26 protein-coding genes and 1 pseudogene are annotated in these 25,063 nt (G+C 69.1%); 5 read left to right on the top strand and 22 right to left on the bottom strand.

The window, feature by feature from the left end:
• The first annotated feature begins 147 nt into the window (after positions 1–147).
• The gene (locus OG430_RS13940; RefSeq protein WP_327352803.1) at positions 148–894 is read left to right on the top strand and encodes a class I SAM-dependent methyltransferase; all 747 of its coding nucleotides are present in this window, start codon (positions 148–150) and stop codon (positions 892–894) included.
• A 155-nt stretch (positions 895–1,049) separates the two neighbouring features.
• On the top strand, positions 1,050–1,433 hold the full coding sequence (locus tag OG430_RS13935) for a hypothetical protein (RefSeq protein ID WP_327352802.1): 384 nt from the start codon (positions 1,050–1,052) through the stop codon (positions 1,431–1,433).
• A gap of 68 nt (positions 1,434–1,501) precedes the next feature.
• Here OG430_RS13935 and OG430_RS13930 read toward each other — a convergent pair whose 3' ends face one another.
• The 11 genes from OG430_RS13930 to OG430_RS13880 all read right to left on the bottom strand — a co-directional run bounded on the left by OG430_RS13930 (position 1,502) and on the right by OG430_RS13880 (position 9,730).
• A complete protein-coding gene (locus OG430_RS13930; RefSeq protein ID WP_327352801.1) occupies positions 1,502–1,918 on the bottom strand; it encodes a hypothetical protein in 417 nt (138 codons plus the stop codon).
• Positions 1,919–2,013: 95 nt separating this feature from the next.
• Complete coding sequence (locus tag OG430_RS13925; RefSeq protein WP_327352800.1) at positions 2,014–2,463, bottom strand: hypothetical protein; 450 nt, start codon at positions 2,461–2,463, stop codon at positions 2,014–2,016.
• An 82-nt stretch (positions 2,464–2,545) separates the two neighbouring features.
• On the bottom strand, positions 2,546–4,276 hold the full coding sequence (locus OG430_RS13920) for a relaxase/mobilization nuclease domain-containing protein (protein ID WP_327352799.1): 1,731 nt from the start codon (positions 4,274–4,276) through the stop codon (positions 2,546–2,548).
• A complete protein-coding gene (locus OG430_RS13915; RefSeq protein WP_327352798.1) occupies positions 4,273–4,812 on the bottom strand; it encodes a plasmid mobilization protein in 540 nt (179 codons plus the stop codon). Before OG430_RS13915 ends, OG430_RS13920 begins: the two co-directional genes overlap by 4 nt.
• Positions 4,813–4,940: 128 nt before the next feature.
• A complete protein-coding gene (locus tag OG430_RS13910; protein ID WP_442816491.1) occupies positions 4,941–5,225 on the bottom strand; it encodes a hypothetical protein in 285 nt (94 codons plus the stop codon).
• 46 nt (positions 5,226–5,271) lie between these two features.
• Positions 5,272–5,463 carry a hypothetical protein gene (locus OG430_RS13905; RefSeq protein ID WP_327352797.1) on the bottom strand — a complete coding sequence of 64 codons (192 nt, stop codon included), beginning with the start codon at positions 5,461–5,463 and terminating at the stop codon, positions 5,272–5,274.
• Positions 5,460–7,199, bottom strand: coding sequence for a hypothetical protein (locus OG430_RS13900; protein WP_327352796.1), 1,740 nt, complete (start codon positions 7,197–7,199; stop codon positions 5,460–5,462). Before OG430_RS13900 ends, OG430_RS13905 begins: the two co-directional genes overlap by 4 nt.
• Positions 7,196–7,822: a WhiB family transcriptional regulator gene (locus OG430_RS13895; protein WP_327352795.1), complete on the bottom strand. Its 627-nt coding sequence runs from the start codon at positions 7,820–7,822 to the stop codon at positions 7,196–7,198. Before OG430_RS13895 ends, OG430_RS13900 begins: the two co-directional genes overlap by 4 nt.
• A 146-nt stretch (positions 7,823–7,968) precedes the next feature.
• A complete protein-coding gene (locus OG430_RS13890) occupies positions 7,969–8,658 on the bottom strand; it encodes a zinc finger domain-containing protein (RefSeq protein ID WP_327352794.1) in 690 nt (229 codons plus the stop codon).
• 5 nt (positions 8,659–8,663) lie between these two features.
• Complete coding sequence (locus OG430_RS13885; protein ID WP_327352793.1) at positions 8,664–9,587, bottom strand: helix-turn-helix domain-containing protein; 924 nt, start codon at positions 9,585–9,587, stop codon at positions 8,664–8,666.
• Entirely contained in the window at positions 9,584–9,730 is a 147-nt protein-coding gene (locus OG430_RS13880) for a hypothetical protein (protein WP_327352792.1), read from the bottom strand. Before OG430_RS13880 ends, OG430_RS13885 begins: the two co-directional genes overlap by 4 nt.
• 538 nt (positions 9,731–10,268) lie before the next feature.
• Between OG430_RS13880 and OG430_RS13875 the strand changes: the two genes are divergently transcribed.
• The gene (locus OG430_RS13875; protein ID WP_327352791.1) at positions 10,269–11,132 is read left to right on the top strand and encodes a helix-turn-helix domain-containing protein; all 864 of its coding nucleotides are present in this window, start codon (positions 10,269–10,271) and stop codon (positions 11,130–11,132) included.
• A 33-nt stretch (positions 11,133–11,165) separates the two neighbouring features.
• Here OG430_RS13875 and OG430_RS13870 read toward each other — a convergent pair whose 3' ends face one another.
• From OG430_RS13870 to OG430_RS13860, 3 genes are read right to left on the bottom strand one after another with little or no spacing between them, the layout of a single operon-like run.
• Positions 11,166–12,356, bottom strand: coding sequence for an amidohydrolase family protein (locus OG430_RS13870; protein WP_327352790.1), 1,191 nt, complete (start codon positions 12,354–12,356; stop codon positions 11,166–11,168).
• A gap of 17 nt (positions 12,357–12,373) precedes the next feature.
• On the bottom strand, positions 12,374–13,552 hold the full coding sequence (locus OG430_RS13865) for an MAB_1171c family putative transporter (protein ID WP_327352789.1): 1,179 nt from the start codon (positions 13,550–13,552) through the stop codon (positions 12,374–12,376).
• Positions 13,552–13,944 carry a hypothetical protein gene (locus OG430_RS13860; RefSeq protein WP_327352788.1) on the bottom strand — a complete coding sequence of 131 codons (393 nt, stop codon included), beginning with the start codon at positions 13,942–13,944 and terminating at the stop codon, positions 13,552–13,554. The genes OG430_RS13865 and OG430_RS13860 overlap by 1 nt, the downstream gene beginning before the upstream one ends.
• 1,009 nt (positions 13,945–14,953) lie before the next feature.
• Here OG430_RS13860 and OG430_RS13855 point away from each other — a divergent pair.
• Both OG430_RS13855 and OG430_RS13850 read left to right on the top strand, forming a co-directional pair.
• Positions 14,954–16,351, top strand: a complete 1,398-nt coding sequence (locus tag OG430_RS13855; protein ID WP_327352787.1) for a helix-turn-helix domain-containing protein — start codon at positions 14,954–14,956, stop codon at positions 16,349–16,351.
• Positions 16,352–16,441: 90 nt separating this feature from the next.
• Positions 16,442–16,849 (top strand): acyl-CoA thioesterase, encoded by a 408-nt coding sequence (locus OG430_RS13850; RefSeq protein ID WP_327352786.1) that lies wholly within the window; start codon positions 16,442–16,444, stop codon positions 16,847–16,849.
• A 91-nt stretch (positions 16,850–16,940) separates the two neighbouring features.
• On the opposite strand, the gene OG430_RS13845 is transcribed toward OG430_RS13850, so the two are convergent.
• The 8 genes and pseudogenes from OG430_RS13845 to OG430_RS13810 form a co-directional block, all read right to left on the bottom strand.
• Complete coding sequence (locus OG430_RS13845) at positions 16,941–18,071, bottom strand: Mrp/NBP35 family ATP-binding protein (RefSeq protein ID WP_327359081.1); 1,131 nt, start codon at positions 18,069–18,071, stop codon at positions 16,941–16,943.
• Between the two features lie 83 nt (positions 18,072–18,154).
• On the bottom strand, positions 18,155–18,823 hold the full coding sequence (locus tag OG430_RS13840; protein WP_327352785.1) for an ArsR/SmtB family transcription factor: 669 nt from the start codon (positions 18,821–18,823) through the stop codon (positions 18,155–18,157).
• A 9-nt stretch (positions 18,824–18,832) separates the two neighbouring features.
• Positions 18,833–19,999 carry a cysteine desulfurase family protein gene (locus OG430_RS13835; protein WP_327352784.1) on the bottom strand — a complete coding sequence of 389 codons (1,167 nt, stop codon included), beginning with the start codon at positions 19,997–19,999 and terminating at the stop codon, positions 18,833–18,835.
• A gap of 26 nt (positions 20,000–20,025) precedes the next feature.
• Positions 20,026–20,265: a mycoredoxin gene (locus OG430_RS13830; RefSeq protein WP_327359080.1), complete on the bottom strand. Its 240-nt coding sequence runs from the start codon at positions 20,263–20,265 to the stop codon at positions 20,026–20,028.
• A 144-nt stretch (positions 20,266–20,409) separates the two neighbouring features.
• A pseudogene (locus OG430_RS13825) lies at positions 20,410–20,811 on the bottom strand (molecular chaperone TorD family protein); the annotation flags it as partial.
• 115 nt (positions 20,812–20,926) lie between these two features.
• Positions 20,927–23,500 carry a molybdopterin-containing oxidoreductase family protein gene (locus tag OG430_RS13820; protein ID WP_327352783.1) on the bottom strand — a complete coding sequence of 858 codons (2,574 nt, stop codon included), beginning with the start codon at positions 23,498–23,500 and terminating at the stop codon, positions 20,927–20,929.
• An 18-nt stretch (positions 23,501–23,518) separates the two neighbouring features.
• On the bottom strand, positions 23,519–24,415 hold the full coding sequence (gene nrfD / locus OG430_RS13815) for an NrfD/PsrC family molybdoenzyme membrane anchor subunit (protein WP_327352782.1): 897 nt from the start codon (positions 24,413–24,415) through the stop codon (positions 23,519–23,521).
• A 4-nt stretch (positions 24,416–24,419) separates the two neighbouring features.
• A complete protein-coding gene (locus OG430_RS13810; RefSeq protein ID WP_327352781.1) occupies positions 24,420–25,031 on the bottom strand; it encodes a 4Fe-4S dicluster domain-containing protein in 612 nt (203 codons plus the stop codon).
• Positions 25,032–25,063 lie beyond the last annotated feature (32 nt).

Raw genomic sequence — 25,063 nt, 5'->3', positions numbered from 1 at the left:
GCTGACATCGCGCCCGGCGAGCCGAATTTGACCACGCGGGAACTGCTCATCGCCGTGTACCAGGCCACCACTACGCCCGCCGCAGTGCACCATCCACGCCCGCGCTGCGGCGGGGCGCCCCGCCCCGCACCTGAATGGAGACTTCCCATGCGCACGGACACCCCGCAGTACGGCGACAGTTGGGACACCTACTGGAGCGCAACCGAAGAACAGCAGGAGACCTCCCTATGGGACGCGCCTGCCGAGCTGGCCAGCGCCGTGGACCTGCCGCGTTTCGCCGCCCACCTCGACCGGGACAAGGTCCTCATCGATCTCGGCTGCGGCAACGGCACCCAGACCCGCTACCTCGCCCAGCACTTCGGGCACGTCATCGGCGCAGATGTCTCCCCGGCGGCCATCAAGGCCGCCACCGCCGCCGACCCCGACACCAGCTACATGGTGCTCGACCTGTTCGACACCCCTGCCGTTGAGGCCCTCCACGAGCGCCTCGGCGACGCCAACATCTACATGCGCACCGTCCTGCACCAGATCCTCCCCGAGCACCGGCCGGCCTTCGCCCGCTCACTGCGCACACTCCTGGGCACCACCGGCGTCCTGGCGTTCGTGGAACTGGCTCCCACAGCAGAGCAGTACCTGCACGACCTCGTCGAACGCCACGGCCCTCCACCGGGCCTGACCCGCGTACTGAGCACCGGAGTCCGCCCCGGCAGCGTCGACGGACCAGAAGCCCTCGCGCTCCTGGGCTCCGACGCCTTCACGGTCCTGGCCGAGGGCGACTCACTCGTCCATACGACATTCACCCTCCCCAACGGCCAACGGGCCCAAGTGCCCGCCTACTTCATGGCCCTGCGCCACACCACCGGCCAACCGTCCGCCCCACGGGCAGGAGACTGATGACCACCTTCACTCCTCCGGCCCCAGGACCGTGTCTCCCGGCAGCAAGTACACAGAAGTGTGCCTGGGGCCTGGGGCCGTCTGCCGACCCGGCAACAGAAATACGTTCCGTACTCGAGCGGCTCGACGGCAGGACCGAACCGGATCTGCAGCATGTGCTGTATCGCTGGTGGACCGAGCCTGCCCGGTCACAGCACGATCAATTGCACCACCGAGCCGCCGGTCAGGCTCTCATCCATCTGCGCCGAACCGGCCAGCGCATCTATCACAGCCCTGACCACCTGGCGCTGACCAAGGTGGACAACCGGATACTGCGCGCACAGTCAGATGCAGTGAGGCGGGCCCGCCGATTCGTGATCCGCCCGGGAGAACTCGTCGACGTGCTCGGGGCCCCGTACCGGGCCGTTGTCGTCCACTGGACGACCGGCGCCGACACCTCAACTCACACGCCGTCAATCTGGTACGTCGCGGCCATCGACAACCTCCAACAGTGCCGTGCCTACGGCGCCGACGACATCGAACCGATCTTCCACCCCTAGACGGCGATCAGGTCGGGATCTGTCGAATCGCGTGGCATTCCGCACGTTGCAACAGCCGGACTTACCGATCAGATCCCCTTGGAGAGCTTCGCGGCGCTGTCGCTGTACAGCTCCTCGCTCACCTCGGAGCTGCTGGTGCCGGTGTAGGCGAAGGATGCCTTCGCCTTGCGGGTGAAGTCGAGGCCGGAGCCGGTGGCCGCGTCGCTGCCGAGCTTCTCCAGCGCCGGGCACCCGATGACGGTGACGTCATTGTTGCGGCGCGGGGCCTCTGGCTTGCGGGTGTAACCCTCGCCCAGGTCGCTCTCGTTCAGCAGCCGCTGGTTCAGTTGGGCCGAGGACAGCGGCGCGGATGCCGAGCGCGTGCTGCCGCCCCGGTATGCGGAGGAGTCGGCGGGCTTGGCATGGCCGGCGCAGCCGGTCAGGGCGAGGACGGTGAAGACGGCGCCGAGGCCGAGGCCGAGGGTGGTCGTGGTGGTGCGGCGCATGCGGAAACCCCTTGGTGATGCGAGACGGATGGTCTGACTGGGTCGGCCCTCCGGGTGCCGACGAACGCAGGAGTGGGGGAAGGGGTTTCGCGCTTTCAGTGGCCGAGGTGGCGCAGGCCGTCTTCGAGGTTGGGGTGGAAGTGGTCGACCGGACCGGAGTTGCGGTTGTACCAGGCGGTGTTCAGCCGGGTCTCCTCGGCTTCGTGGCCGGCCTCGCAGCGCAGCCACACCGAGTCGTCGCGCATGTTGAAGACGACCCAGTTCCGGTACGCGCCGCAGTGGCAGGCGTGGACTTCGCCGTCGATGACGAGCGGCACGTCCCAGCGCATCATGAAGCCCGAGACGTCCTGCCGAGACGGCGCCCGGAAGTCCGGCGGCAGGAAGTCGGGCACCACCGTGACCGTCGGCGCGGCCGCGGCCGGGGCCGGCGCAGCGATCGGGCTGGGTGCTTCCGGCTGCGGCCACTCGGTGTGCATCGCCAGCACCGCCTGGCCGGCACGCTGGGCATCACGGAACTCTCGGTCCGCACGGTTGCGTCGGAACATGCCGTCTCCATCTCTGTCGTCTCGCCTGCACGAGGAGAGTGCCGCAAGTCCCTGACCTGCTGCAACTCTAAGATTGTTGAATTCAGCGGGAGTTGGCGGGGCGTTCCTTGCCCTTCGCCGGACGCTTTGCGGCAGGCCGGGTTGCGCTGGGCGCGGCGGTCGTGTGCTCGGGCAGCGTGGACGCGTCGGCGGGCAGGTCGGCCATGCGTCGCAGCCGCCACACGAGGACATCGCTGATCGACTCGGCGGTGCCCAGCTCCCGTCGCTCGGCGGCCTCGGCCAGGAGCGCGGCCGGGTCGTGCCCGGCGCGCTCGACGTCGGCGAGGGTGGAGGCCAGTGCGTACCAGCCCGGCTCGGCGAGGACCTGCTCGGCCAGCTCCGGCACCGCCTGGCGCAGGTAGGCCGTCTGCTTGCGCTGCAGGGGCAGGGACATGCGCCGGCCACGGTCGTGCATGACGCCCAGATACATCGGCGCTGCGGCCTGGTAGGCGGCGCGCAGGTGCTCGGCGGCCTGGCGGGCAGCAGCGGCCTGCTGGGCGTGCCCCTTCATCGCGTGCCAGTGGGCGGCGGCCGTGACCAGGAAGAACACCATGTCGATCAGCATGGCGGTGGTAGCACCGTCCTCCACACGCCCGAGCGCCGGCCCGCCCCGGACGAGGTTCCGGGCAGCCTTCCGCAGACCGCGGGCGTGCTTGCGCTCGGCCCGGATGTGGGAACGGGTGGCCCGCTCGAACACGAAGGCGGCGTCTCGCAGTTCACGTCGGGTGTGTGCGGCCGAGGTCTTGGCGAGCGCGTCGAGGACCTCGCCGCCCGCAGCGATCAGGGCAGAAATCTGCCCGTCCTCACCCTGGTCGATGATGAGCACGGCCTGCCAGGACGCCGTCGCCGCTTGGCGGCGCGCGTCCGAGGTCCTGATGCGATCCGACCCGGAGGAGCGGTCCATGGGGGCGCCCTGGTCGGGGTCGGAGGTGCCGCCCGCCCAGCGTTCGCGGATGCGAGGCAGAGAGAGGTCGGGCGCGAGAGTGGAGCCCGAATAGTAGATCGGCTCCTGGTCCTCGTTGCGGTCGTCAGACAGCGCGACCTTGTAGCCGAGCAGGTCACCGGAGGGCGCGACGCGCTGATGGACCAGAAGGCCGGCGGCGGTCAGACGGTCGAAGAACTCCTGCTCGCTGATGACGCCGGCGGCGGCGCGGCGCACCGTCTCGCGCAGCTCTTCGCGTGGCGTGCGCTCCTTGCCCTGGCGGTTTGCCTTATGGCGTTCGGCGCTGCTCGGGCGTTTGGCGGCGGTTCCGTCGCCGACGTTCACCCGCCGTAGGCCGTAGTCGATTTCGACCTGTCGGGCTTCCGCCTGGGCGCGGGCGCCATCGCGACGAATGCGGGCCTGGCGGCCGTCGTGGCGGACGACGGTGGCGATGATGTGGATGTGGTCGTCGGCATGACGGACAGCCGCCCAGCGGCAGGCGGCGTCGTCGCCATCGGGGGCGATGCCGGTGGCGGAGACCATGCGGCGGGCGATGGCCGCCCACTGCTCGTCGGTGAGAATCGGGTCTTCGGGGGCGGCGCGTACGGACAAGTGCCATACGTGCTCGGCGGGCCTCTCGCTTTCGGGCAAGGCCATGACGGGCTGGTCGAGCAGGATCTGCAGGGTGCGCAGCGCCGCCTTGAAGTCGGGGTTGCGGCCGGGATCGGGGGCCAGACTGTCCCACGCGGCGACGAGGTGGGGGTCGACGTGCTCCTCGGCCTTGCCGGGGCTGTACAGGTATTTCAGCAGGCCATGGGTGTCGTCACCCATGTCGTTCACAGAGGGGATCATGCTGCCGGACGCTCGCTGTCCAGGTAGTTCTGGATGAACCCGTGCACCTCCAGGCGAACCTGGTCGACACCGTCGAGGACTGCTCGGGCCTGCGGCGCCAGCTCGTCTCTGTTCAGGGCTGCCGCAACCTGGTTGAGGTTGTTGCCGATCCGGCTCAGCGCGGGGCCCAGGGCAAACAGCTGCCGCTTCATTTCGCGTTCGCCGGCGAGCTCGGCTTCTGTACGGGTGAGATCGCGAGCCGCGCTAAGTGCGGCATGGGCGAGGAAGCCGGAAGGGGTCATGGCGCACGCTGCCGCCGCGTCGTGCACAGACTGCTTCTCGGCGTCGTTGAAGCGGCTGGTGATCCGATGCTGGCGTTTGCTGGACTTGGTCTTCGGCGTGCGGTTACGCGCAGGTGGCTGGCTCGGCGTCGCACTCGCGTGCTGGGCGCAGTGCGGGTTGTGGCACGGGTGAGTCGTCTCCTCCTCGGGATGCGAGCCGCCCTCGGTCGCATCCCCCCGGTCCAGTGCCCCCCGGCGCTGGACCGCCTCCGCCACCCCCGGAGCGGAGGACGCGAGAGTCAGACTCCCAACGGGAGTCTGACTCTCGCACCAACTTGCTCCCGCTGAGGTCGAGTTGGTTTCCGGCTCGGCGGGCGTGGGATAGGGGTTTGTCGTCGGGTTCGTCATCGGGTGTCGTTCCTCGTGGTGCGGATGTGGTGCTGGATATCGGCGGCCAGGTCGACCATGGCGGTCGCGCCGTCGAGGACGCGGACGGGCGATTCGGGGCGGTGCTGGACGAGCCACTGGCCGGTGGGGGCCAGCACGGCTGAGTGCAGCAGTTGGTGGTGCACGAGCACGTCCGCCCAGGCGCCGGCCTCGGCGATCGAGGGGGCGTGCGTACGCGGGTGGCGGGCAGGAATGGCGATCCCTCCGTGGCAGGAGCGGTGGCCCGACCGAGGCCGGGCCACCAGACGGAATGCGGATTCAGGCGTGTGACCTGCTTCTTTGCAGGTGTCAGCCGCACTCGCGACAGCGGGACAGGTGCGTGTTCAGGGCCCGCGCCATGTTCCGCTTCACCGAGACGGCGTTCTTCCAGCTGGTCTTCGCTGGCGCGGATCCCTGGTGGCGCTCGGCGTGGCCGCGCAGGAATCTGACGTCCCGCTCGAACTCGGCCTTGATGCTGGCGAACCTGTGGCAGGTCTTCATCGGGTCGTTCTCCTTGCCTCGGCGCGCAGCCGCTCCAGGACGGGCGTCAAGCTCTCGTTCCGGCCGCCCGGAAGTCCCAGGTCGCGATAGATTTCGCGCAGCTGAGGCCGGTTGATGGAGGCGTTTCCGTCCCGTTCCAACTTGGCGGCGACGTGCGGACGGACGATCTTGACCAGCTGCGCGGTGCTCAGCTTCTTCCGCTGAGGGCGCTTGGGCTTCCCGCTACCTGGCCGACTCCGCTGTGCCTTTGTCTTCCGACGTCCGGGGACGGTGTGGGGACGGCTCTCCTCGGTTTCCGTCCCCGTTTCGGGGTCGGTGTGGGGACGGTCCTCGTCGGTGTTGGAGAGGGTGTGGGGACGGTCCCCTTCGCCTTCCGTCCCCGTTTCCGTATCCGGGTGCTCCCGGCCCTCGTCCCCGTTGGGGACGGCTGCTGGGGACGGTCCCGTACCGCCCTGAACGGCACCTTCGTGGGCCTCCACGGCGCTACCGTCCCCGTCGGCGTCAGCCTCTTCGGCCCTGGCGAACACGGCGTCCCGGTCCCAGCTAGTCGCCGCTGCGCCCTCGCTCAGCAGGCTCGAGCCGCGCTCATGGACACGGTCCCCGTCAGTGTTGGAGACGGCGTGGGGACGGTCCCCTCCGGTCCCCGTCTCCGTCCCCGTTTCGGTCTCGGGGTGTTCACCGTCCCCGTTGGTGTCGGGGACGGTGTGGGGACGGTCCCCCTCGGTCTCCGTCCCCGTCCCCGATTCCGTACGGTCCCCGTCCCCGGGGTCTTGGGGACTGTCGTTGGGGACCGTTCTCCGCCGCCGACCGGCCTGCTCTTCTCTCGCAGGCAGGGGCACCGGGGACGGGACGAGAGGGGACCGCTCCTCGCGATCGGCGGCCTGCCCGAGCACGTCCTGTACCCAGGGCGATGGCAGATCGACGGTGGCGAGGGCTACCGCGTGCCGGCGGGCCGCCAGCTGCTCCAGGAGAGCCTGACGCTGCTGAGTATCGGTGCCGACCCCGGCTCGGGTGAGAGCCGACTGGAGCCGACGCGTGATCCTGGTGTCCTTCTCACGATCCGTCGGCGACATCGCGGCCAGCTGGGAGGCCAGAGCCACTGCCCGCCGCGTCGCGCGGTCCTTGGTGATCTGCGCGGCATCGCGGTTGCGGGTGGCGATGCCCAGGCGGGACAGGAGCCGCTCCCGTGCTTCGCGTCCGAGCGTGGCCAGGAGCCCCTGCGAGGTGGCGTCCGGCTTGTGCAGCCGCAGCTCGATGCCCATGGCCAGATGCCAGAGCACGGCCGCCATGACCGGGCCGACGAAGGCCCGCACGGTGCCGCCCACCGCGCCCGACTCGGCGTACGCCGGGATGACCTGCACCCCGGTGATCACCCACACCAGGGCGCCGGGCAGTCCGGGCGCTCCGGTTGTCTTCAGGTTCTGCCGGGCCATCAGCGCGGTCGCGAACAGCGCCGCCTCACCCGCGCTGAACATCATGGCCCGCTCGACGGTGCCGGCCATGTCGAGGTAGTCGGCGGCGAATCGCCAGCTGGTGTCGCCCGAGTAGATGGTGCAGTTGAGGGCGGCGAGGGCCGAGACCCAGACCGCGGGGGTGCCGACGCGCTTGCCGTCCGCCCGTTTCCGGTTGCGCCGGATCGACCAGCCGGCAAGCGCGAGGGCGAGCAGCGCGAAGGCCGCGACTATGTAGACGGGCTCGATGCCGGAGGGCAGGGATATGGCGATGGGGTTTGTCATGCTGCCTTTCGAAGGGCGGCGATCAGGGAGTCGGTCTGCACCTGGCGGGGCACCTGCACCGGCGAGGAGCCGTCGTCGTCCTCGGTGGTCTCGTCGTCGGCCGAGTCGGTCTCGTCGGCCTGGTCCCAGTAGCGGTCGCGGTCGGCGACGGCGTGGGCGGCGTTGCGCATCAGGTCACGGGCCCAGTCGAGGTCGAGGCGAAGCGTGTGCGCGAGGCGCTCGGGGCTCCATCCGCGGACGTAGGCGTGGCGGGTGACGGCCTCGCGCTCGGCGTCGCTGAGGTGGATGTCGCGCCCCTCGAAGGCCGCCTTCACCCGGCTGTAGTCCAGACGCTTGTTGACCCGGGCGTGCCAGGGGCGGCGCTCGTCCTCAGTGAGTCCGCCCCACATGCCCTGGCGGATTTCGTTGTCGAGGGCGTAGTCGAAGCACGCCTTCTTCACCGGGCAGCTGGAGCAGAGGGCTTTGGCGGAGTCGATGGCCGCGCGGTCGCGGGCCGCGTGGAAGAACAGCTCGTCGATCTCCTTGGCCGGCAGGCCATGGCACTGGCCGCGGGCCTGCCAGCTGTGGTCGGCGATGCCCCGGATCATCGGGGTCGGGGTGTCGTTGGTGGTGATGTGGCGCAAGGCAGTCTCCGGAAGTCGCCTCGGGCGGCGCGGGTCGCTCGGCACCGGTGGTGGCTGGGGTGCGGCGGGGCGCTGCGAGGCGGGCTCGGGGTACGGCGGCGGGCCGTACGCAAGGCGGAACGTTTCGGTGGAGAAGCGGGCTGCGGTCAGGCGGCGGACGCCTGGGCCTGCGCCGCCAGGGCGCGGTCGATACGGCCGGGGTGGGCGGTGCCGCGCGGTGCGTTGCCCCGGGCGGAGCCGTCGAGGCTGATGCGCCGGCGGCGGCAGGGCTCACCCTCGGCGGCGTGACACCACTCGCACGGCACGGCGAGGACGTCCGGGCCGCCGGCGGCGATGGCGGCTTCACGTGCGGCGGCGGCCGGGCGGTAGGGGGCCAGCTCGGCGCGGACGGCGGCCGGGATGTACGAGCCGACGGCGGCCAGCTGGTCCTTGAGGCCCGGCCGGTGTCGACCGGCGGTGAGTTCGCGGTGCGCCGAGGGGGCGGCATGCCCGGCAGCCACGGCGTCGCGCGCCGCCAGCAGCTCGGCCCGCCAGGCTCCCGGGTTGTCCGGGTTGGCCCTCGGGGTCGGGTCGGTGTGCCGGGCCAGGCGCTCGCGGCGGTGAGCGTGCCATTCGCGGGCCACGTCGGCGGGCAGGATCGGGTACGGCGAGCTCACGATGCGCTTGCGGACGGTCTCGCGTACATCCCAGCCCTGACCGGTGGTCATGGGCACGTCGCCGAGCAGCTCGTGCCACATGGCGAGCTGGTCGCGGGCCTCGCCCGCGTCGGTGCGGATGGTGCGCGGGTCCAGGCGGCCGACGTAAGTGAGTACGGCAGCAACTTCACGGCGTTCCAAGGTAGTTACTCCGTTCCAGTCGGTTCGTCGACGGCGGCGAGCAGGGCCGCCATGTGCGCGTCGGCGCGGGTCATGCCGGCCTGCGGTGTGGGGCTGCCGCCGGGCAGGGCGTAGAGGTTCGGGCGCTGGGGTGTGGGGGTGTGCTCGCGGGCGATCCAGGACTGCCAGTCGGCAGCCCAGGCAGCGGCGGGGCGAGGGCTCCAGGCGGCGCGGTAGTGGCGCCACTTCGTGTCGGCGGCCTGCAGGCCCTGCTTGCCGAGGCGTTCGAGGTGTCCCTGCTGCTGAGCCCAGGACAGGCTGGCGTCGTCGACCTGCCAGTCGGTAGCGGAGGTGAGGTCGGCAGCACTACTGCTGCTGTACCTACGGTTCACCTTCGGTTCACTACAGTTCTGGGGGTCAGTTTCTGACCCGGAGGGGGGTCGGTTTCTGACCCGGGGAGGGGTCGGATTCTGACGAGGGGGTGCAGATTTTGACCCGGTCAGATCCTGACGACGGGGGCCCGTTTCAGACCCTGCCGTGCGCCAGATGCGGTGCTTGCGCAGCCGCTCCTCGTCCAGGTCGTCCAGGGCGGGAGCGGGGTCGGAGTCCGTGAGGGGGGAGACGTCTTCGACGCGCAGCTCGGGGTCGGCCTTCTGCGCAGCCGCGACCTTCGCGAGCCAGGCGGCAGGGCGCGGCATCCGGTAGACCGTGCTGTGCTGCGGGCCCTCGTAGTCGCGGAGGGTCTCCAGCTCTCCGGCGTCCTCCAGCAGCGCCAGCGAGGTGCGCACGGCGTTACGGCTGGCGTTCGTCCGATCCATCAGCTCGGTGAGGGACGCGTAGGCGACGCACTGCGCGTCGGGGATCCGGTCGGCGATCGACAGCAGGACCAGGCGGGCCGTGCCACGGCTGACGCTGCTCTCCCAGACCCACTTGCGTGCCTGCCCGCTCATTGGGACACCGCCGTCTTGAGGCGTGTGCCGACCCAGGGCTGCGGCGCGACGGTGGCCGGCGGCAGGTGGGTCGACGAGCGGTGGGCGGGGGTGGCTGCCGCGCTGGCCGAGGGTTCCGGCCTTTTGCGCAGGGCAGGCGGCATGTAAGACTCTCCTCCGTAGTGAAGCCCGCGCCGGTGTGCCTCGTAGGAAAGGGCCGGTGCGGTGAAGGTGGGTAAATCTCCGCCCTTGCTGGGGCAGGAGTGCCATTTGGCGTTCGGCGTCCGGGAGTTGCTGCTCCTTGGACGCCGCCGCTGTTTTAAGGGCCTTGCGCCCTAGCCGGATCGCGCGTTGTGCACTTCGCTCCTCGTGTCGTCGGCTGCCGGGCGTGCTGCCCGGCCGGGGGGACGACGAACATATGGGCACCCTGCGGCAAGATCCAGACCTTGCTAAAGAACGCTCCACAACTCGTGTGAGCCTCGCCTGCGGAAGCGGCGGCCTCGGTCAGCTGTCCATGCCGGCTGCATCCATCGACTTGCGGTGAGAGGCAGGGCAACACGAGCGGGCTCCCGGGGCCGGACGGGCTCAGGTCGGCGATGAGGTGTACGGATCACCCCTCGTTCGCTACGCTGAAACTATCCCAGCGTCGGGAAACAGGTCAACGGCCTGTGATTTCTTCAGTAGGAACAACCAGGGAGTGGAATGCCGCCTCGTCTCTTTGACGGCCGCCGCCTGAATGACGCGCGGCGCGCGGCCCGTCGCACACAGAGCGACGTGGCGGACGCGCTGGGCGTTGCGCCGTCATCGGTCGGGAGCTGGGAGACCGGGCAGTGGCCCCCGGATGCCGAGAAGCTGCCCGCACTCGCTGCGGCGGTCGGACGGGATCTGGACGAGCTGTTTCCACGCCCCGGTCTCCCGGACCTTGCTGATCTGCGCTGCGACGCGGGCGTCTACCGGCAGCAGGTGCTGGAGCTGATCGGGACGAAGAGCGCCGGCCCTGTGTCGAACGCAGAGAAGGGCGTCAGGCGGCTCAGCGAGCAGTTCGTCGAGCCGCTCGCCAAGGGCTACGGCGTCAGCGTGGAGGCGCTGCTGGCAGCGCAGGAGCGATCATTCGGTAACGAGGCTCCGCCGCCCGCGACGGAGGTTCCCAAGTCGCTGGCCGAGAAGATCAGCTATCTGCTTGCGCATTCCTATCCGGGCCCGGAGGCGCGTCCCTCGGATGCGGATCTCGCTCGCCACGTCAACGAACATGCCGGCGCCCCCATCGCTACAGAAGCCGATATCTGTGCGCTGCGGACCGGCGTTGAGATCGAGGCGTCTCCCGCCCTGCGGGACGGGCTGGCGGCCGTGTTCGGCGTGTCGCCGATGTACTTCCAGCCCCACGAGGCCACGGCGCGTCAGGTCGTCGAGGGGCTTCAGCTTCTGGCCTCGGGCAATGTCGGCAAGGTGGCGGCGCGCGGCCTGGGCAAGGAAGGGCTCAGTGCCGACCTCCTTGCCTACATCAACGAGGTCGCCGCCGAGCTGCAGCAGCGAGACCTGCCTGGAGCCGAAGGCTCCAGGCAGTAGTTCTCGCATCTGGCCGCGTCTCGGCGGCGTCGCTTACGGCTGGCCGGGGCGGTAGCGGCGGACTCCGCCGGCGAAGACAGCCCGGACATCCTCCAGCGCGGTGAGGTCGGTCAGCGGGTCACCGTCCACGACGAGGATGTCGGCGCTGTAGCCGACCTTGATCTGCCCTGTCTGGTCGGCCACGCCCAGGGCGAGCGCCGCCTCGCTGGTGGCCATCTCCAGGATGTGCTCGTTGGGCACGCCGAGGTGCTCGTAGAACTCCAGCGCGGCGATCAGCCCGTCGTGGCCCGCACGCTGTACGCCCGCGTCGGTGCCCGCGATCAGGCGCACGCCGGCCTCGGCCATCCGTCGTACGGCGTCGAACATGGCCTGCGCCCGCTCCGGCCCGAAGAAGCGCGGCAGCATCTTCCAGTGCGGGCTCACGGCCGGGCATACGTGGATGCCCTTGGCGACGATCTTGTCCAGGATGTCGTCGCGGACCTCGATGCCGTCCTCGGTCATCCAGGTGCAGTGCTCGATGGTGTCGACACCGGCCTCGACCGCGGCGGTGATGCCGTCGACGCCGTGAGCGTGCGCGGCGACGGGCAGCCCGGCGGCGCGGGCCGCATCGACGAGCGCGGCGAGGTCGGCGGGAGCGAACTGGGTCTCGTGACTCTTGGCGCCGCCCTTGGTGAGGCCGCCGCCGGTCTCCATCACCTTGATGACCTGGGCGCCGGCCTCGGCGTTGCGCTGGACCAGTTCGCGGATCTCCTGCTCGCCGGAGACTTCGCCGCCCAGGAACCAGCAGTGGCCCCCGGGCGGGGTGACGGGTATGCCTGCGGAGACGATGCGCGGCCCCGGTGCGGTGCCCTGCTCGATCTCCTTGCCCAGGCGTAGCGCGAGGTGCCCGCGGTCGCCCAGGTCGCGGGCGGTGGTCACGCCGATCCGCACCAGCTGCTCGGCTCGAGCCCGCATGTCTTCCAGTAGTGCCTCGTCGTCCTGCTGCTCCAGGGAGGCGACGGGGTCGGCGCCCCCGTCGAACGCGAGGTGCACGTGTGCGTCGATCAGGCCGGGCATCAGCGTGCCGGCGGGGTAGTAGAGGCGTGGCTCGTCTGCCGGTGCGAGGGCTTCGACCTCGTCCCGGCTGCCGACGGCCGCGATCAGGCCGTCCTTGATCAGGACGGCTCCGTCGGTCACGTACTGGCCACGGCCCCCGGTCAGGACTCGTCCGGCGCAGATCAACATGCGTAACTCCCTTGTGCTTAACCGTGGTTCGCGGCCGTCATGACCGACACGTTCCGAGGGGTGGCGCCGCGAAGGGCATCCGCCAGTGCCACCAGCTGCTCGACATCGGCATCCGGCCCCTGCCGCGAGGGCAGGGCCAGTGGAACCGCAGCCACTGGTTCTACTGTGCCTGATGCGCCGGGCGTGCCGGCGGCGAGCACGTCCCGCAGGCTCTGGGCCAGCGCCTCGGGCGGCGCGCTGTCCAGGACAGCGCCACGGGCGCTCTGGGTGGGCAGGGCAGGCAGGTACGGGCTGACCTGCACCAAGCCGTCGCGGCACTCCACCACGCGGCGGTGGTAGCGCCGGTGCACGCTACGGGCGCTCCATTTCTCCCGCCAGGACTTCGCAGTCGGCTGCAGCACGCTGTCCGGGTACGCCTCGGCCAGCAGCTCCCACAAGGGCTGCAGGCGGTGGTGGACGCGGCGGTGGCGGTGCCAGATCCGCACTGCCGTGATCCGGGCCCGCACGATCGGGTAACTGACGCCGACGACGAACACCGTGATCGAGATCACCAGCAACAGGGCCACTGCGGCGTTCAGGCCCGACGGGACCGTGCCGCCCATGCTGCGGACGATCACGAAGACAGCACGGATCGCGCAGGCGCATGCCATGGCGGCCAGTCCTACAGCGGTCATCCACAGGCCGGTGGAGTGCGGCCGAGGGGAGAGCCGTGCGTAGCGGCGGGTCCAAAAGAAGCCCGCTGCGAGCGCGTACATCATGTACAGGCCCGCCAGCAGGTAGAAGCCGGCCGCCTGGGGAACGGTCATGTCGGCCGTGGAGAAGCTCCCGGCGAGCACCTCGTGGCCGCTCGCGACGATGGCCACCAGCGCGGCGATCACCAGGAGGAGGCCGGCGCCCTCACGGCGGGCGCGGCGTCGGCCGGTCTGCTCGTCTGCGGCTGAGTGCAGGTAGAAGCACATCAGGAAGTAGAGGGTGGCCAGCAAGAGCACGTTCTGCAGCAGCTTGGCCGCGCCGTGCCCGGCGACCGCGTCCACTCCGGAAGCCCCGCCCGGCATGGCCAGCGGGTACGACGCCGCGGCACACACCAGGCAGAGGGTCACCGAGCGCAGCGGGGCGTTACGAGGATCTCGGACCACCTGGCGGATCTTCCAGGCGATGGCCGCGGCGAGAGCGGCGAAGAACGCGATGGTCACCATCACAGCCACCCTCGGTTGTCGCCGAGGGCCGCGTTGACCCGGCGCGCTGCGGGGTCCAGTGCGGCAGCCGGCGTGGTGCGGTTGAGCACGGAGGACCACTCCAGGACGATGGTCGCGGCCAGTTCCACCTCGCACTCCTCTTCGGAGTCGTAGGCGCAGCGCTTGCGTACCCGGCGGATGCTGGCGGCGTTCAGGGCGGGAAGCATGCCAGCCCACCAACCTTCGGCCGGATCGTCGGGGTCCTCCGTGATGCCCTCGGCATCGTCGTTGGCCAGGATGTGCCCGACCTCGTGCAGGATGATGTGGTCCTGGTGCAGCCGCGTGGTGTGCTGCTGGTAAATGATCAAGTCGGCGGCGGGGGTGTCGACCCACAAGCCCAGAGGACCGGGCATCGGCATCGGGAAGGGACGCAACTCGATGTGCCGCCCCCGCTTCTCAGACAGCGCGCGACACAGCGCCGTCACATCCAGCGGAAGCTGGACGTCCAGGGACCGCAGCTGACGCCGAAGACGCCGCTGCAGATCACGCTCGCCCGTGCTGACACGCGGAGCACGGCGGAGCCGTAGCCCCCGCGCCCGCTCGGCCCCGGCAACCCGCTGTCGCGGCACCTTCAAGAAGGGCGACCCCGACTCCGCGAGTGGGCCACGACAGTTTCGCCACCACATAGGTCTTCCTCTTGCTCATGCCCCACCGCGGCGCCCGAAGGGCGCGACGCGCGTGAGGCGGGGTCGTGCTGTGACGCGTAGCGGCTCGTGCCGGGCAAGGAGCAGACCGTGAAGCGGTCCCTGCGGCTACCGCAGGGATGCGCATCGATGCACCGTCTCCGTCCGGAGGCTGGAACCAGGTCCCGGACTCGCGAGCGCAGCGCTGCGCTCGACTCGCGATCCGTAGCGGCCCGGTGAACCCGCTGACACAAGGATTCAAGCCAAACCGAGAAGAGAGAGCAACGGGCCTCGATTGCCCGGTATTGCCCATATAGGTGCCAGCGGCGACCCGCTCCTATGTTTCGCGCGCGAGGTGGGCAAGTCGCTTGCTGCGTAAGCGGAATGAGGGGCTCCGGCAGTCTTCTCGCGGGCACTTCGAGCCTGGTCTAGACCGGCGTTTCTGGGGAGAAATGAAAACCGGCAATCATTTGCCGGTTTTGCAGATTGATCATGGCACGTTGGTGGGGATGTCCCATTCAGCGATGAATGCCCTTGGATGATTCGCGCTGCAGATATTGAGCGGAACAAGATCACCGTGAACGCTTTTGTGGCCCGAGCCACAGCTGGTCAAGATCGCCTTAAATCGGGCGTATTGTCTTTAGTGGAGAGTGGCAAGGCGGGGGGGTCGGCAGTGGTGCCGACCTCCTTTTTCATGCCCAGGCCACGCTTCCCCGATAGAGCGACGAGGGAGGGTCTCATGGCCGCGCAGGAACCGGGCATCGACCGCACCGGTGAAGCGGTAGCGGAGAACTTCTCCGAAGGAAACCCAAAGCAGCTCGCCGGCCAGTTCATGGGGTTCGGCGCCCTGCTGCTCCAGTGGCGGAAGACCGCAGCCGGTCGCCCCACTCAGGAGCGGACAGCCAAGGCCATGGGTATCTCCGTACGCACCTATCGCAAGATCGAAAAGGGTGCGGTGCCGCCAAGGCTCACCCCGGCGCAGTTCGAGGGGCTGGCCAAGCTGTTCGGCCTGGACGAAGAAGGGCGCCACGCCCTCATGCTGCACAACATCGGCTCGACGCTGGCCCCGCCGCGCGGCACCAGCCAGCCCCAGCTCCAGAAGGCGCTGCGACTGCTCATCGACCGGCAAATGCCGAGCCCCGCGTACCTGTGCGACCAGCACTGGAACATCCTCGGCTTCAACACGGCCATGGCCGAGTGGTGGCCCTGGGTGATGGAGCCGGGCGCGAACCTCATCCTGTGGGCCTTGCTGTCGCCGGCGGCGCGCACCCAGTACCAGGACTGGGACATGCACGCCGCGGCCTACGTGAAGATCCTCAAGTTCGCCGAGGCCGCGAGGCGGGATGATCCCGAGCTGCGCGAGTTGATCGAGAAGGTCAAGAAGGACCCCGACGTCCGCCACATCTGGGACACCGAGAACGCCAAGGGTGAGACCCGCGACGGCCACGTGTTCCGCATGAACGTGCCGACGCTCGACTGGGAGACGGTCGAGGTCGTCAGCCACGTCCTCTACCCGGCGTCGATGCCCGAGTGCAGGTTCGTGGTGATCACATGGGTCGAGGGCGGCGAGGACGAACACGACGCACTCGGAGACGCCCGAAACGCCTGGGCCGCCACGGCGGCCGACCAGGACGATGTGGAAGCAGCGCAGCGGCACGCGCAGAATCGTGTGGCGGAGGACGCCGCCACACGCTGGCGGCGGGAGGCAGCGTCTCTCGCATCCCGCATGGTCGTGGCAACCCCGGAACAAGCAGCAGCGCTGGCCGGGAACAACGGCATCCCGATGCCGGCGATCAGCAAGCTCATGGGCCCCGACGCCCAGCTGACGCTCGCGCCCGACCGGAGCATCGTCGTGTGGGCGGTGGAGGAGGTGGTCGGCTGCTGGTCCGTCACCTATATGCAGCCCGCCACCGTCATCGCTCGTGTACCGCGGGACGCCGTACACGGAGCGTGCCTCGCCGAAGTGCTTCAGCTGGTGCGCGCCGCGCTGCCGGCCGAAGCCGACGCGGCCATCGCACGCATCGCACAGCTCCTCGAAGAGCGCGACACCGAGCAGCGCGTGTTGCGCGAGGTCCTGAACACGATCGAGAACGACGTATCCGGCCAGCCCGTGGTCCGGGAGGCAGACCGGCCCTAGACCTGCAGGTTCCGTCGGGAAACTGCCGACCGCAGCGGCTTCCCGGCGTGCGCCCCTCCGCTCCGCCGCCACCCTCACAGGAAGATCCCCATGCCCAAGTTCACTTACCTGCTCCCGCTGCGCTGGGCCGATGCCGACAGCTACGGGCACGTCAACAACTCCCGCTACCTGACTTACCTCGAAGAAGCGCGGACGAGGATGGTCCAGGAGCTGTTGCCGGCGGACGAGGCCGAGCGGCGGATGCACGCCTTCGTGGTCCAGCAGTCCGTCATCGACTTCAAGACGCCGCTGGACTACAGCAACGAGGCTGTCAGCGTGGACGTCTGGGTCGTGGCCTGCCGAGGAGCGCGACTCGAGCTCGGTTACGCGATCCGAGACGCCGAGAACACGTACGCCGAGGCCACCACCAAGATGGCCGCCTACAACCTGGAGACGGGTGCACCCCGACGCATCTCCGAGGCCGAGGCCGAGTTCTTCGCGCGCTACACGGAGGACTGATCCGCCTCGGCCGGGATGATGGGAACCCTGCACGGACACTGCCCGCGGTGAAAGACATCGTGGTGGTGTTCGAAGTCCTTGAGCCTGCAGCTCAGATCCTGTTGCTCGGGGTGATCCCGAGCGACATGCCCGCCAGGCCGCGCTGGCGCCCGCCGAGCTTGCCCGCGATCGCGCGGAGCGCCGAGCCGGCCGGGGACTCGGGGGCAGTGAGGACGATAGGCCGGCCTTCGTCGCCGCCCTCGCGCAGCCGTACGTCGATCGGGATCGAGCCGAGCACCGGGACATGGGTGCCAGTGATCCTGGTGAGGCTCTCGGCGACCTTCTCGCCGCCGCCGGTGCCGAACACGTCGACCATCTCGTCGCAGTGCGGGCAAGGCAGCCCAGACATGTTCTCGACGACGCCCACGATCTTCTGGTGGGTCTGCACGGCGATAGCCCCAGCCCGCTCGGCGACCTCGGCCGCAGCTTGCTGCGGGGTCGTCACGACGAGGATCTCGGAGTTCGGGACCAGTTGCGATACGGAGATCGCGATGTCGCCGGTACCAGGCGGGAGGTCCATGAGTAGGACGTCGAGGTCGCCCCAGAACACGTCCGCGAGGAACTGCTGCAGGGAACGGTGCAGCATCGGGCCACGCCACACCACCGGCGCGTTGCCCGCCGTGAACATGCCGATGGAGATGACCTTCACGCCGTTCGCGGACGGCGGCATGATCATGTCCTCGACCTGGGTGGGTTTCCCATCGACACCCAGCATGCGCGGAATGCTGTGGCCGTAGATGTCCGCGTCCACGACGCCGACCTTCAGGCCGTCGGCCGCCATCGCCGCCGCGAGATTCACGGTCACGGACGACTTGCCGACGCCACCCTTGCCGGACGCGACCGCGTACACCCGGGTCAGCGAGCCAGGCTGGGCGAATGGCACTTCACGCTCGGCCGTGCCGCCACGCAGTGCGGTTGCCAGCTCGCGCCGTTGCTCGTCGCTCATCACATCCAGGAAGACATGGACCGACGTCACGCCTTGAACGCGGGCGACCGCCTCGGTGACATTCGCGGTGATGGTGTCGCGCATCGGGCAGCCGGAGACGGTGAGGTACACGGTGACGGCGACCGCACCATCCACACCGATCTCCACCGACTTGACCATGCCGAGCTCGGTGATCGGCCGGTGGATCTCAGGGTCGTCGACTGTCGCGAGCGCCTCGCGCACCGCGTCCTGGCTCACGTCTTGCACAGCTGGTGTCCCTCTCTTGGCTTCTGCTGCGGCTCTTGCCTTTGTGGTGCGGGGTGTTCGGTGATGCGCGCCGGTCAGGAAGGCTCACCGGCCTCCACCGGAAGCTGGTCGACCCGCCATTCCAAGATGCCGTCGGCCAGCCGCAGGGCCCGCCGCCCGCGAGCAGTCAGCAGACGCACCGCGTCGTGGGCCAGGATGCAGTTGGTGCTGCGGCCGTAGGCCACGACGTCCAGCACCCTCGGCAAGTCGGGGATCTGGCTGTCCAGTTCAGTCAGCGGCCGGGACAAGGCTCCGGGGATGTGGCCGGCTGCGTATTCCTCGGCGGGGCGTACGTCGACGACGGTGACGGTCTTGTTGTTCATCCGGTCGAGCAACTGCTGACGGCTGAGCGGGACGGTGTCCGCCGGCCCCAGGTAGGCGGCGCGTGCGTGCTCGGTCTCGGCGAGGTGGGCTCGCGCCACTTGTTGCAGCTGCTCGTAGAGCGCGGCGACGTCGTCTCCGGCGAGGCCGTAATGAATGCGTGCGCCCTCACGGCGTGCGGTGACGACTCCGGCTTGCTTGAGGATCTGCAGGTGGGCCGAGACGCTGGTGAGGCGGATGCCTGCCGCGTGGGCGAGCGCCTCGACGCTGCGTTCGCCCTGCGCGAGGAGTTCAAGGAGTTCCAGGCGCTTGCCGTTCGACAGTGCCTTGCCGACGTGGGCGAGGCTGTCGTACAGGGCTTCTCTTTCGGCGGGGCCGCTCATGGCCTTCCTTCACTGATGCGCCTCCGCGACCGCTTTGGTGATCGCGTGTGCGGCGCGGTCCACGTCTGCGGCGTCGGACCAGCGGCCGAGGGTGAGGCGGAACGCGCCGAGTGCGCGCTGTTCGCTGATTCCCATGGAGAGCAGGACGTCGGAGGGACGGTGGGTTCCCGAGTGGCAGGCGGAGGCCGTGGAGGCGGCCACGTCGGTGGCCGTCTGCAGGGCTTCGGCGGCGATCACTCCGTCGACGCTGAGGTTCAGCGTGTTGGGCAGTCGCTGCTCAGGGTGCCCGTTGAGGGTGACGCGGCCTGGGAGGGCCTGGCTCAACTGGCGGTGCAGCGCGTTGCGCAGAGCCGTCTGACGCTCGGGCTCCGTGGCCAGCAGCTGGCCCGCCTTGGCGCTTGCGACTCCCATGCCGACGAGGGCGGGGACGTTTTCGGTTCCTGCTCGCTGGCTCCGCTCCTGTCCTCCGCCGCGGATGACCGGCTCCAGGTTGAAGCGGGTGGGCTGGTACAGCGCGGCGACCCCCTTGGGGGCGTAGAACTTGTGGCCGGTCATGGTCAGCAGATCCACCCCCAGAGTGCCGACGTCCACGGGGATTTTGCCGATGCTCTGGGAGGCATCGGTGTGGAAGAGGGCGCCTTGCTCGTGGGCGATCCGGGCGAGTTCGGCGATGGGCTGGATGGTGCCGGTCTCGCCGTTGGCGTGGTGGATGGAGACCAGCGCGGTGCGTTCACTGACCGCTGCCCGGAGGGTCTCCGGGGCGACCAGCCCGTGCTCGTCGACCGGCAGATAGGTGACCCAGATCCCGTGCAGCCGCTTGAGGGCCTCGCACGTTTCCAGGATCGAGGGGTGCTCGGTGATCTGGGTAACCAGGTGGTTGCGGCCGGCGCGAAGGGCGGGCAGCAGGGCGCCGCGGAGCGCGAGGGTGTTGGCCTCGGAGCCGCTGGCCGCGAAGACGATCTCCTCGCCGGCGGCGCCGATCAGTTCGGCAACTTGTGTACGAGCGGTTGCGACAGCGGACGCGGCGGGGCGGCCGTAGGCGTGGCTGCTGGAGGGGTTGCCGAAGTGGGTGGTCAGGTAGGGCAGCATCGCCTCCACCACGTCGGGGTCGACGGGGGTGGTGGCGTTGTAGTCGAGGTAGGCGGGCCCGTCCCGTAGGTGCTCGGCGATGGACATGCGGCGGCTCCGGAGGATGGGTGCGGTCAGGCGTTGCCGGCGAGGTGCTTCTTGACCTGCAGGACGCCGGGGTTGGTCATGGCGGTGCCGTCCGCGAAGACGACGGTCGGCACGACCTGGTTGCCGTTGTTGACCTTCTTGACGAGCTCGGCCGCATCGGCGTCCTGCTCGATGTCGACCTCGGTGTAGGAGATGTTCTCCCGGTCCAGCTGCTTCTTGAGGCGGTCGCAGTAGCCGCACCAGGTGGTGGAGTAGACGGTGACCATGATGTTCTCCTTCTCGGGCAGGGTGAGAGTTTCCAGAGGCCAGTCAGCGGCTTCTTTGAGTACGCGGCCGACCAGGTGGGCGATGGTGTTGTAAGGGGCGTACTGGGCGGTGTCTTCGAGCTGCTGCAGGTAGCTGTCGGCCCAGGGCCAGGTATGCGTGTGCAGCAGTTCGTACGCCGCGCCCCACGCCTCCTCGATGCTCAGATCGCTCTCGACCGTGCCGGCGGCGACGCTGTAGAGGTGGGCGAGGAGGGCGAGTTCGACCGCGAGGTGGTCGTGGTCGACGACGGCGTCCTGCTCGCTGAGCACCGGCCGCAGCTGGTGGCGGTCCAGGAAGGCGTCGATGTCGCGGGCGGAGCGGCCGCCGAGTTTCACTTCGCCCTGGTGGGCGGAGGCGTAGGGCGGGCAGACGGGCTGCGGACCGATGAACAGCCGGCAGAACTCGGCGGCCAGTTCCTCGATTGCTTCGGCCTCCTCCCGCTGGGCGAGACCGGGGTCGGCGAGTGGCCGGTGGGGTTCCTGGCTGTGGGCGTCGGCGTTGAGCATCTGCCGGTACAGCATGGGGTCGATCTCGCGACTGAGCAGGCGCACGCAAAGTCTCAGCAGGCCGGTGTACGCCTTGACGTGGTCGGCTCCGACGGGGATGGGGTTCACGAGGCGGTCACACCTTCCGTATCTGCACGACGGTGTCGTGGTAGGACTGCCCGCCGGCCACCGGGTCGGGGTAGATGGGCAGCAGGTCGTTCTGGGGGACGCTGATGGCGCCCTTCCACCAAAGGCGGTCCAGGTCGGGGTCGGTGAGCTCGCCGTAGCCGGGGTTGTCGGCGCTGTCCTTGCCGTTGGTGGCGTAGCTGCCGCCGACGCTGCGGCCCGCGTTGTGGGCGATGGCGATCACCATCGGGTGCAGGCCCTCGGTGAGGCGGACCCGGGTGCGCATCGTGCCGACCTCGGAGCCGTCGCCGCCGGGGATGGCAGCGTCGTTGGGGCGGAAGCTGGTGACCTCGATCCAGTCGCCGTCGCCGATGTCGAGCTTGTCGGCGGTGGCCCGGTTGAGCAGGGCGGGGTTGGTGTGGGAGATCTCCTGCAGCCATTTGGACTGCATGGTGCGGTGCCCGTTGTGCACGTTGATCTTGTAGCTGGTCATGATCAAGTAGTCGTCGGGGAAGTCCCGTTGGTGGCTGGGGATCGGCTCGTACACCGGCAGCGGCTCGATGTCCTTGCCGACTTCCTTGCCCTTGCCGACGACGAAGTCGCTGTGGATCTCGACCTTGCGGGATGGGGTGATGAAGCCGCGGCGGGCGATGCCGTTCAGGCGGATGCCGATCGCGGCGGGCTTGCCGGTCTTCTCGTCGACGCCCTTGTAGATGATCCCGGTCTTGGTGTCCTCGCGGGATCCGTCGAGTTCGTCGGGGGTGAGCCGCTTGACGTAGGGCTCATAGAACGGCTTCTTGGCGGGGTCGATGTAGATGCCCTTGGCCTTCATGTGGGCGAAGCCGCCGGGGATGGGCTTGAAGTACTCCTCCAGATATTCCTCCGTGGTCTTCCAGGGGAAGTACTCCTCCATGCCGCCGCCGATACGACGGGCCAGCTCGGGGAAGATGTCCCGGATGTCCTTGGACTGGCCGCGCGGAGGAATGACGGGCTGGCGCAGGCCGACGTAGTCGACCAGGCCCTGCGGCGGCCGGGAGTCGATGTCCCACCGCTCCAGGTAGGTGGCCCAGGGCAGGATGATGTCGGCCAGGTGTGAGGTCTCGGAGTACATCACGTCGATGCAGACGTGGAAGGGGATCAGTTCCTCGTCCTTGAGGACGCCGCGCACCAGCTTGCCTTCGGGGAAGGACCAGGCGGTGTCGGCGTTGTAGGTCATGAGCGCCGAGATCTTCTGCCGGCGCTCCTTGATCCACAGGTAGACGATCTGGGCGACCTTCATCTTCTTGTCCGGGAAGGCGTTGGCCAGCGGCCAGTCCTTGGCTTCGGCGATGATGCTCTTGCGCGTCGGCTTCTCCGGTACCGGCTCCGGCTCGGGGATGGCCTTCTTGTCCCAGGCGGACTGGGGGTGCCAGCACCAGCCGCCCTCCTTGCCCATGTTGCCGACCAGAGCGTTGAGCATGGTGATCGCGCGGTCGTTGTAGTAGCCGTTGCGGTGCGACTGCGAGCCGCGATTGCAGATGGTGGTGGACCGCGGTGCGGCGGCGGCGAACTCCCGGGCGATGCGGCTGATGTCCTCGGCGGGGACACCGCTCTCCTTCTCGGCCCATTCCGGCGTGTACTGCGCGACGTGCTCGGCGATCTTCTCGGCCGGGTAGTTCGACCAGGTGTCGAGCCACTTCTTGTCCCACAGCTTCTCGCGGCAGATGACGTTGGCCATGGCCAGGGCGATCAGGCCGTCGGTGCCGGGCTTGACGCAGAACCATTCGTCGGACAGGGCCGCTGTGTTGGACATGCGGGTCTCGAAGGTGACCAGCTTCGCGCCCTTCTGGCGGGCACGCATCATGCGAATCGCTACGGGGATGTGCCCCTGGTGGGCTTCGGCCCAGTTGGATCCGAAGGTCAGCACGTACTGGCTGTTCTCGAAGTCGCCGAGGTCCCAGTCGGATTCACCGATGGTGGTGGCGATCGCCGCGCGCCGGTTCAGGGAGCACAGCGCGCGGTGGTTGAAGTGCGAGGGAGTGCCGAAGGAGTTGAGGAAGCGGGCGACGATGTCGGCTGAGCGGTTGCGGCCCTGCTGGAAGGCGAACTCCTCGGGCCTGCCACGCTCGCGGATCTCCTTGAGCCTCTCGGCGATCTCGCTGTATGCGTCGTCCCAGCTGATGCGCCTCCACTTACCGGACCCTCGCTCGCCAACCCGCTTGAGCGGATAGAGCATGCGGAACGGGTCGTAGAGCACGGACGGTCCGGCAACGCCCTTGCCGCACACCGCGCCCTGGCTGTTGGGGTCCTCCGGATTGCCGGTGATCTTCAGTAGGCGGCCGCCCGCGACATGGCCGACGATGCCGCACGCGGTGGTGCACATCTGGCACATCGACGGCACCGCTGTGGACTTCACACTGTCCTTGGGGACCGGGGCACTGGGCTGCGGGTTGCGGACAATTTCGATGGCGCCGAGTCCGGTGATGGCCGCGCCTGCGGCGGCGCCGATCTTCAGCAGGTCACGGCGGCCCAGGCCCCAGCTCTCCGGCTCTTGTGCGGCTGGCTCTGGTGTCTTGGTGTCCGGTATCTCGGTGTCGATGGTCATTGCGGATTCCCCCCGAGGTCAGGCGGTGAAGATCAGGTAGCGGGCGATGCCGGTACCGGCGAGGACGGAGCAGGCCGCGGCCAGGCGAGCCCATCGCGTGCTGTGGCCGAGCAGCAGAAGGACTGCCGGGATGACGAGCCCGATCCCGACGGCGCCGCCGTAGAACAGTGGTGCCCACTCGCCGCTCACCACGGCCTTGAGGGACTGCTTGGCGGGCCCGTTGGGCACCGACACAGCGGTGAAGGCGAGTGCGGCCGCGTACGTCATCAGCAGCGCGAGCGTGACCTGTCGGTGCGCCGCCACATGCCGCACCTCCTGGCTGCCGGGTTGCATGATCTCGACGACGGCGAGGCCCATCAGTAGCGAGGTAACCAGGTAGATCAGGGCGGAGCCGCTGGTCGCGGCGAGCGGGGAGACCCAGGTGCGGGCCAGGACCGCAACGGGATAGACGGCCAGCGCAACGCTGGAGACGCCGAGCAGCCAGACCACCGTGCTGTCCAGGTACTTGGCCGCACCGCGTGCCGGCAGCGGAGTCGCGGCGTCCTTCGAGGCGGTCCGCCGTCGCCACAGCAGGTACAGCGCGACACCGAGCAGGAACGTCTTGATGGCGATGATCTTCGCGCCGAGGGAGATCGGCGAGTCCCAGTTGCCGAACCGGGTCAGCATGAGGAAGAACCGCTCGGGCCGGCCGAGGTCGACGGTGAGCAGCAGTCCGGCGCCGCCCAGCAGACCGAGGCACAGCCAGGTGGCGCGCCAGTCGAGTGCGAGGGGGGCGTTCGGGAAGCGGCTGCGGTGCCACCAGGTGGCCAGGGTGAGCCCGCTGGGGATGCCGATCAGGGTGAAGTAGGCGGCCAGCAGCCCGCCCCAGGGGGCGGCGTGCGGGATCGGCGCGACCTGGGCGAGGGTCTCGTGCATCGGACTACTGCCCCTTCAGGTCGGTGCTCTGGTCGACCTGGACGCCGTCGACGGCGATGAGGGGCAGGGCCCGCTTGGGGTCGACGTAGAAGACCTTGGGGCTGGTGCCGGCCTCCGGCTTCCATACGTCGATGTCGTTCTCGCGCATCTTGGTGGCGATCTCGCTGTCCGGGTCGTCGAGGTCGCCGAAGATGCGGCAGTTGGTGGGGCATGCCTCCACGCAGGCAGGCTCGCTGCCCTGGGAGGTGCGGTGCTCGCAGAAGGTGCACTTGCTCGCGGTGTTGGTCTGCGGGTCCTCGTAGATGGCGTCGTACGGACAGGCCGACATGCAGAACCGGTTGAGGTTGCAGTCGCCTTCCTCGATGACGACCTCACCGTTGGGCAGGCGCGTGATCGCGTCGGTGGGGCAGGCGTTCAGACACGGCGCGTCCTCGCACTGGTTGCACAGCACGGGTATGAAGTGCCGGGTCGCCTTGGGGTGCTCGCCGGACTCGACGTACTTGACCGTGTCGCGGAACACCCCCAGGGGCACGTCGAACTCGTTCTTGCACGCCACTGAGCACGCATGGCACCCGATACAGGTGTTGAGGTCGATCAGCATTCCGAGGCGGGGCATGGCGCTCCTTGCGGGCGTACGTCACGGTCAAG

It is taken from the genome of Streptomyces sp. NBC_01304, assembly GCF_035975855.1.
In the GTDB taxonomy this organism is placed as follows: Bacteria; Actinomycetota; Actinomycetes; order Streptomycetales; family Streptomycetaceae; genus Streptomyces.
This window is presented reverse-complemented; position numbering and strand designations above follow the sequence as displayed.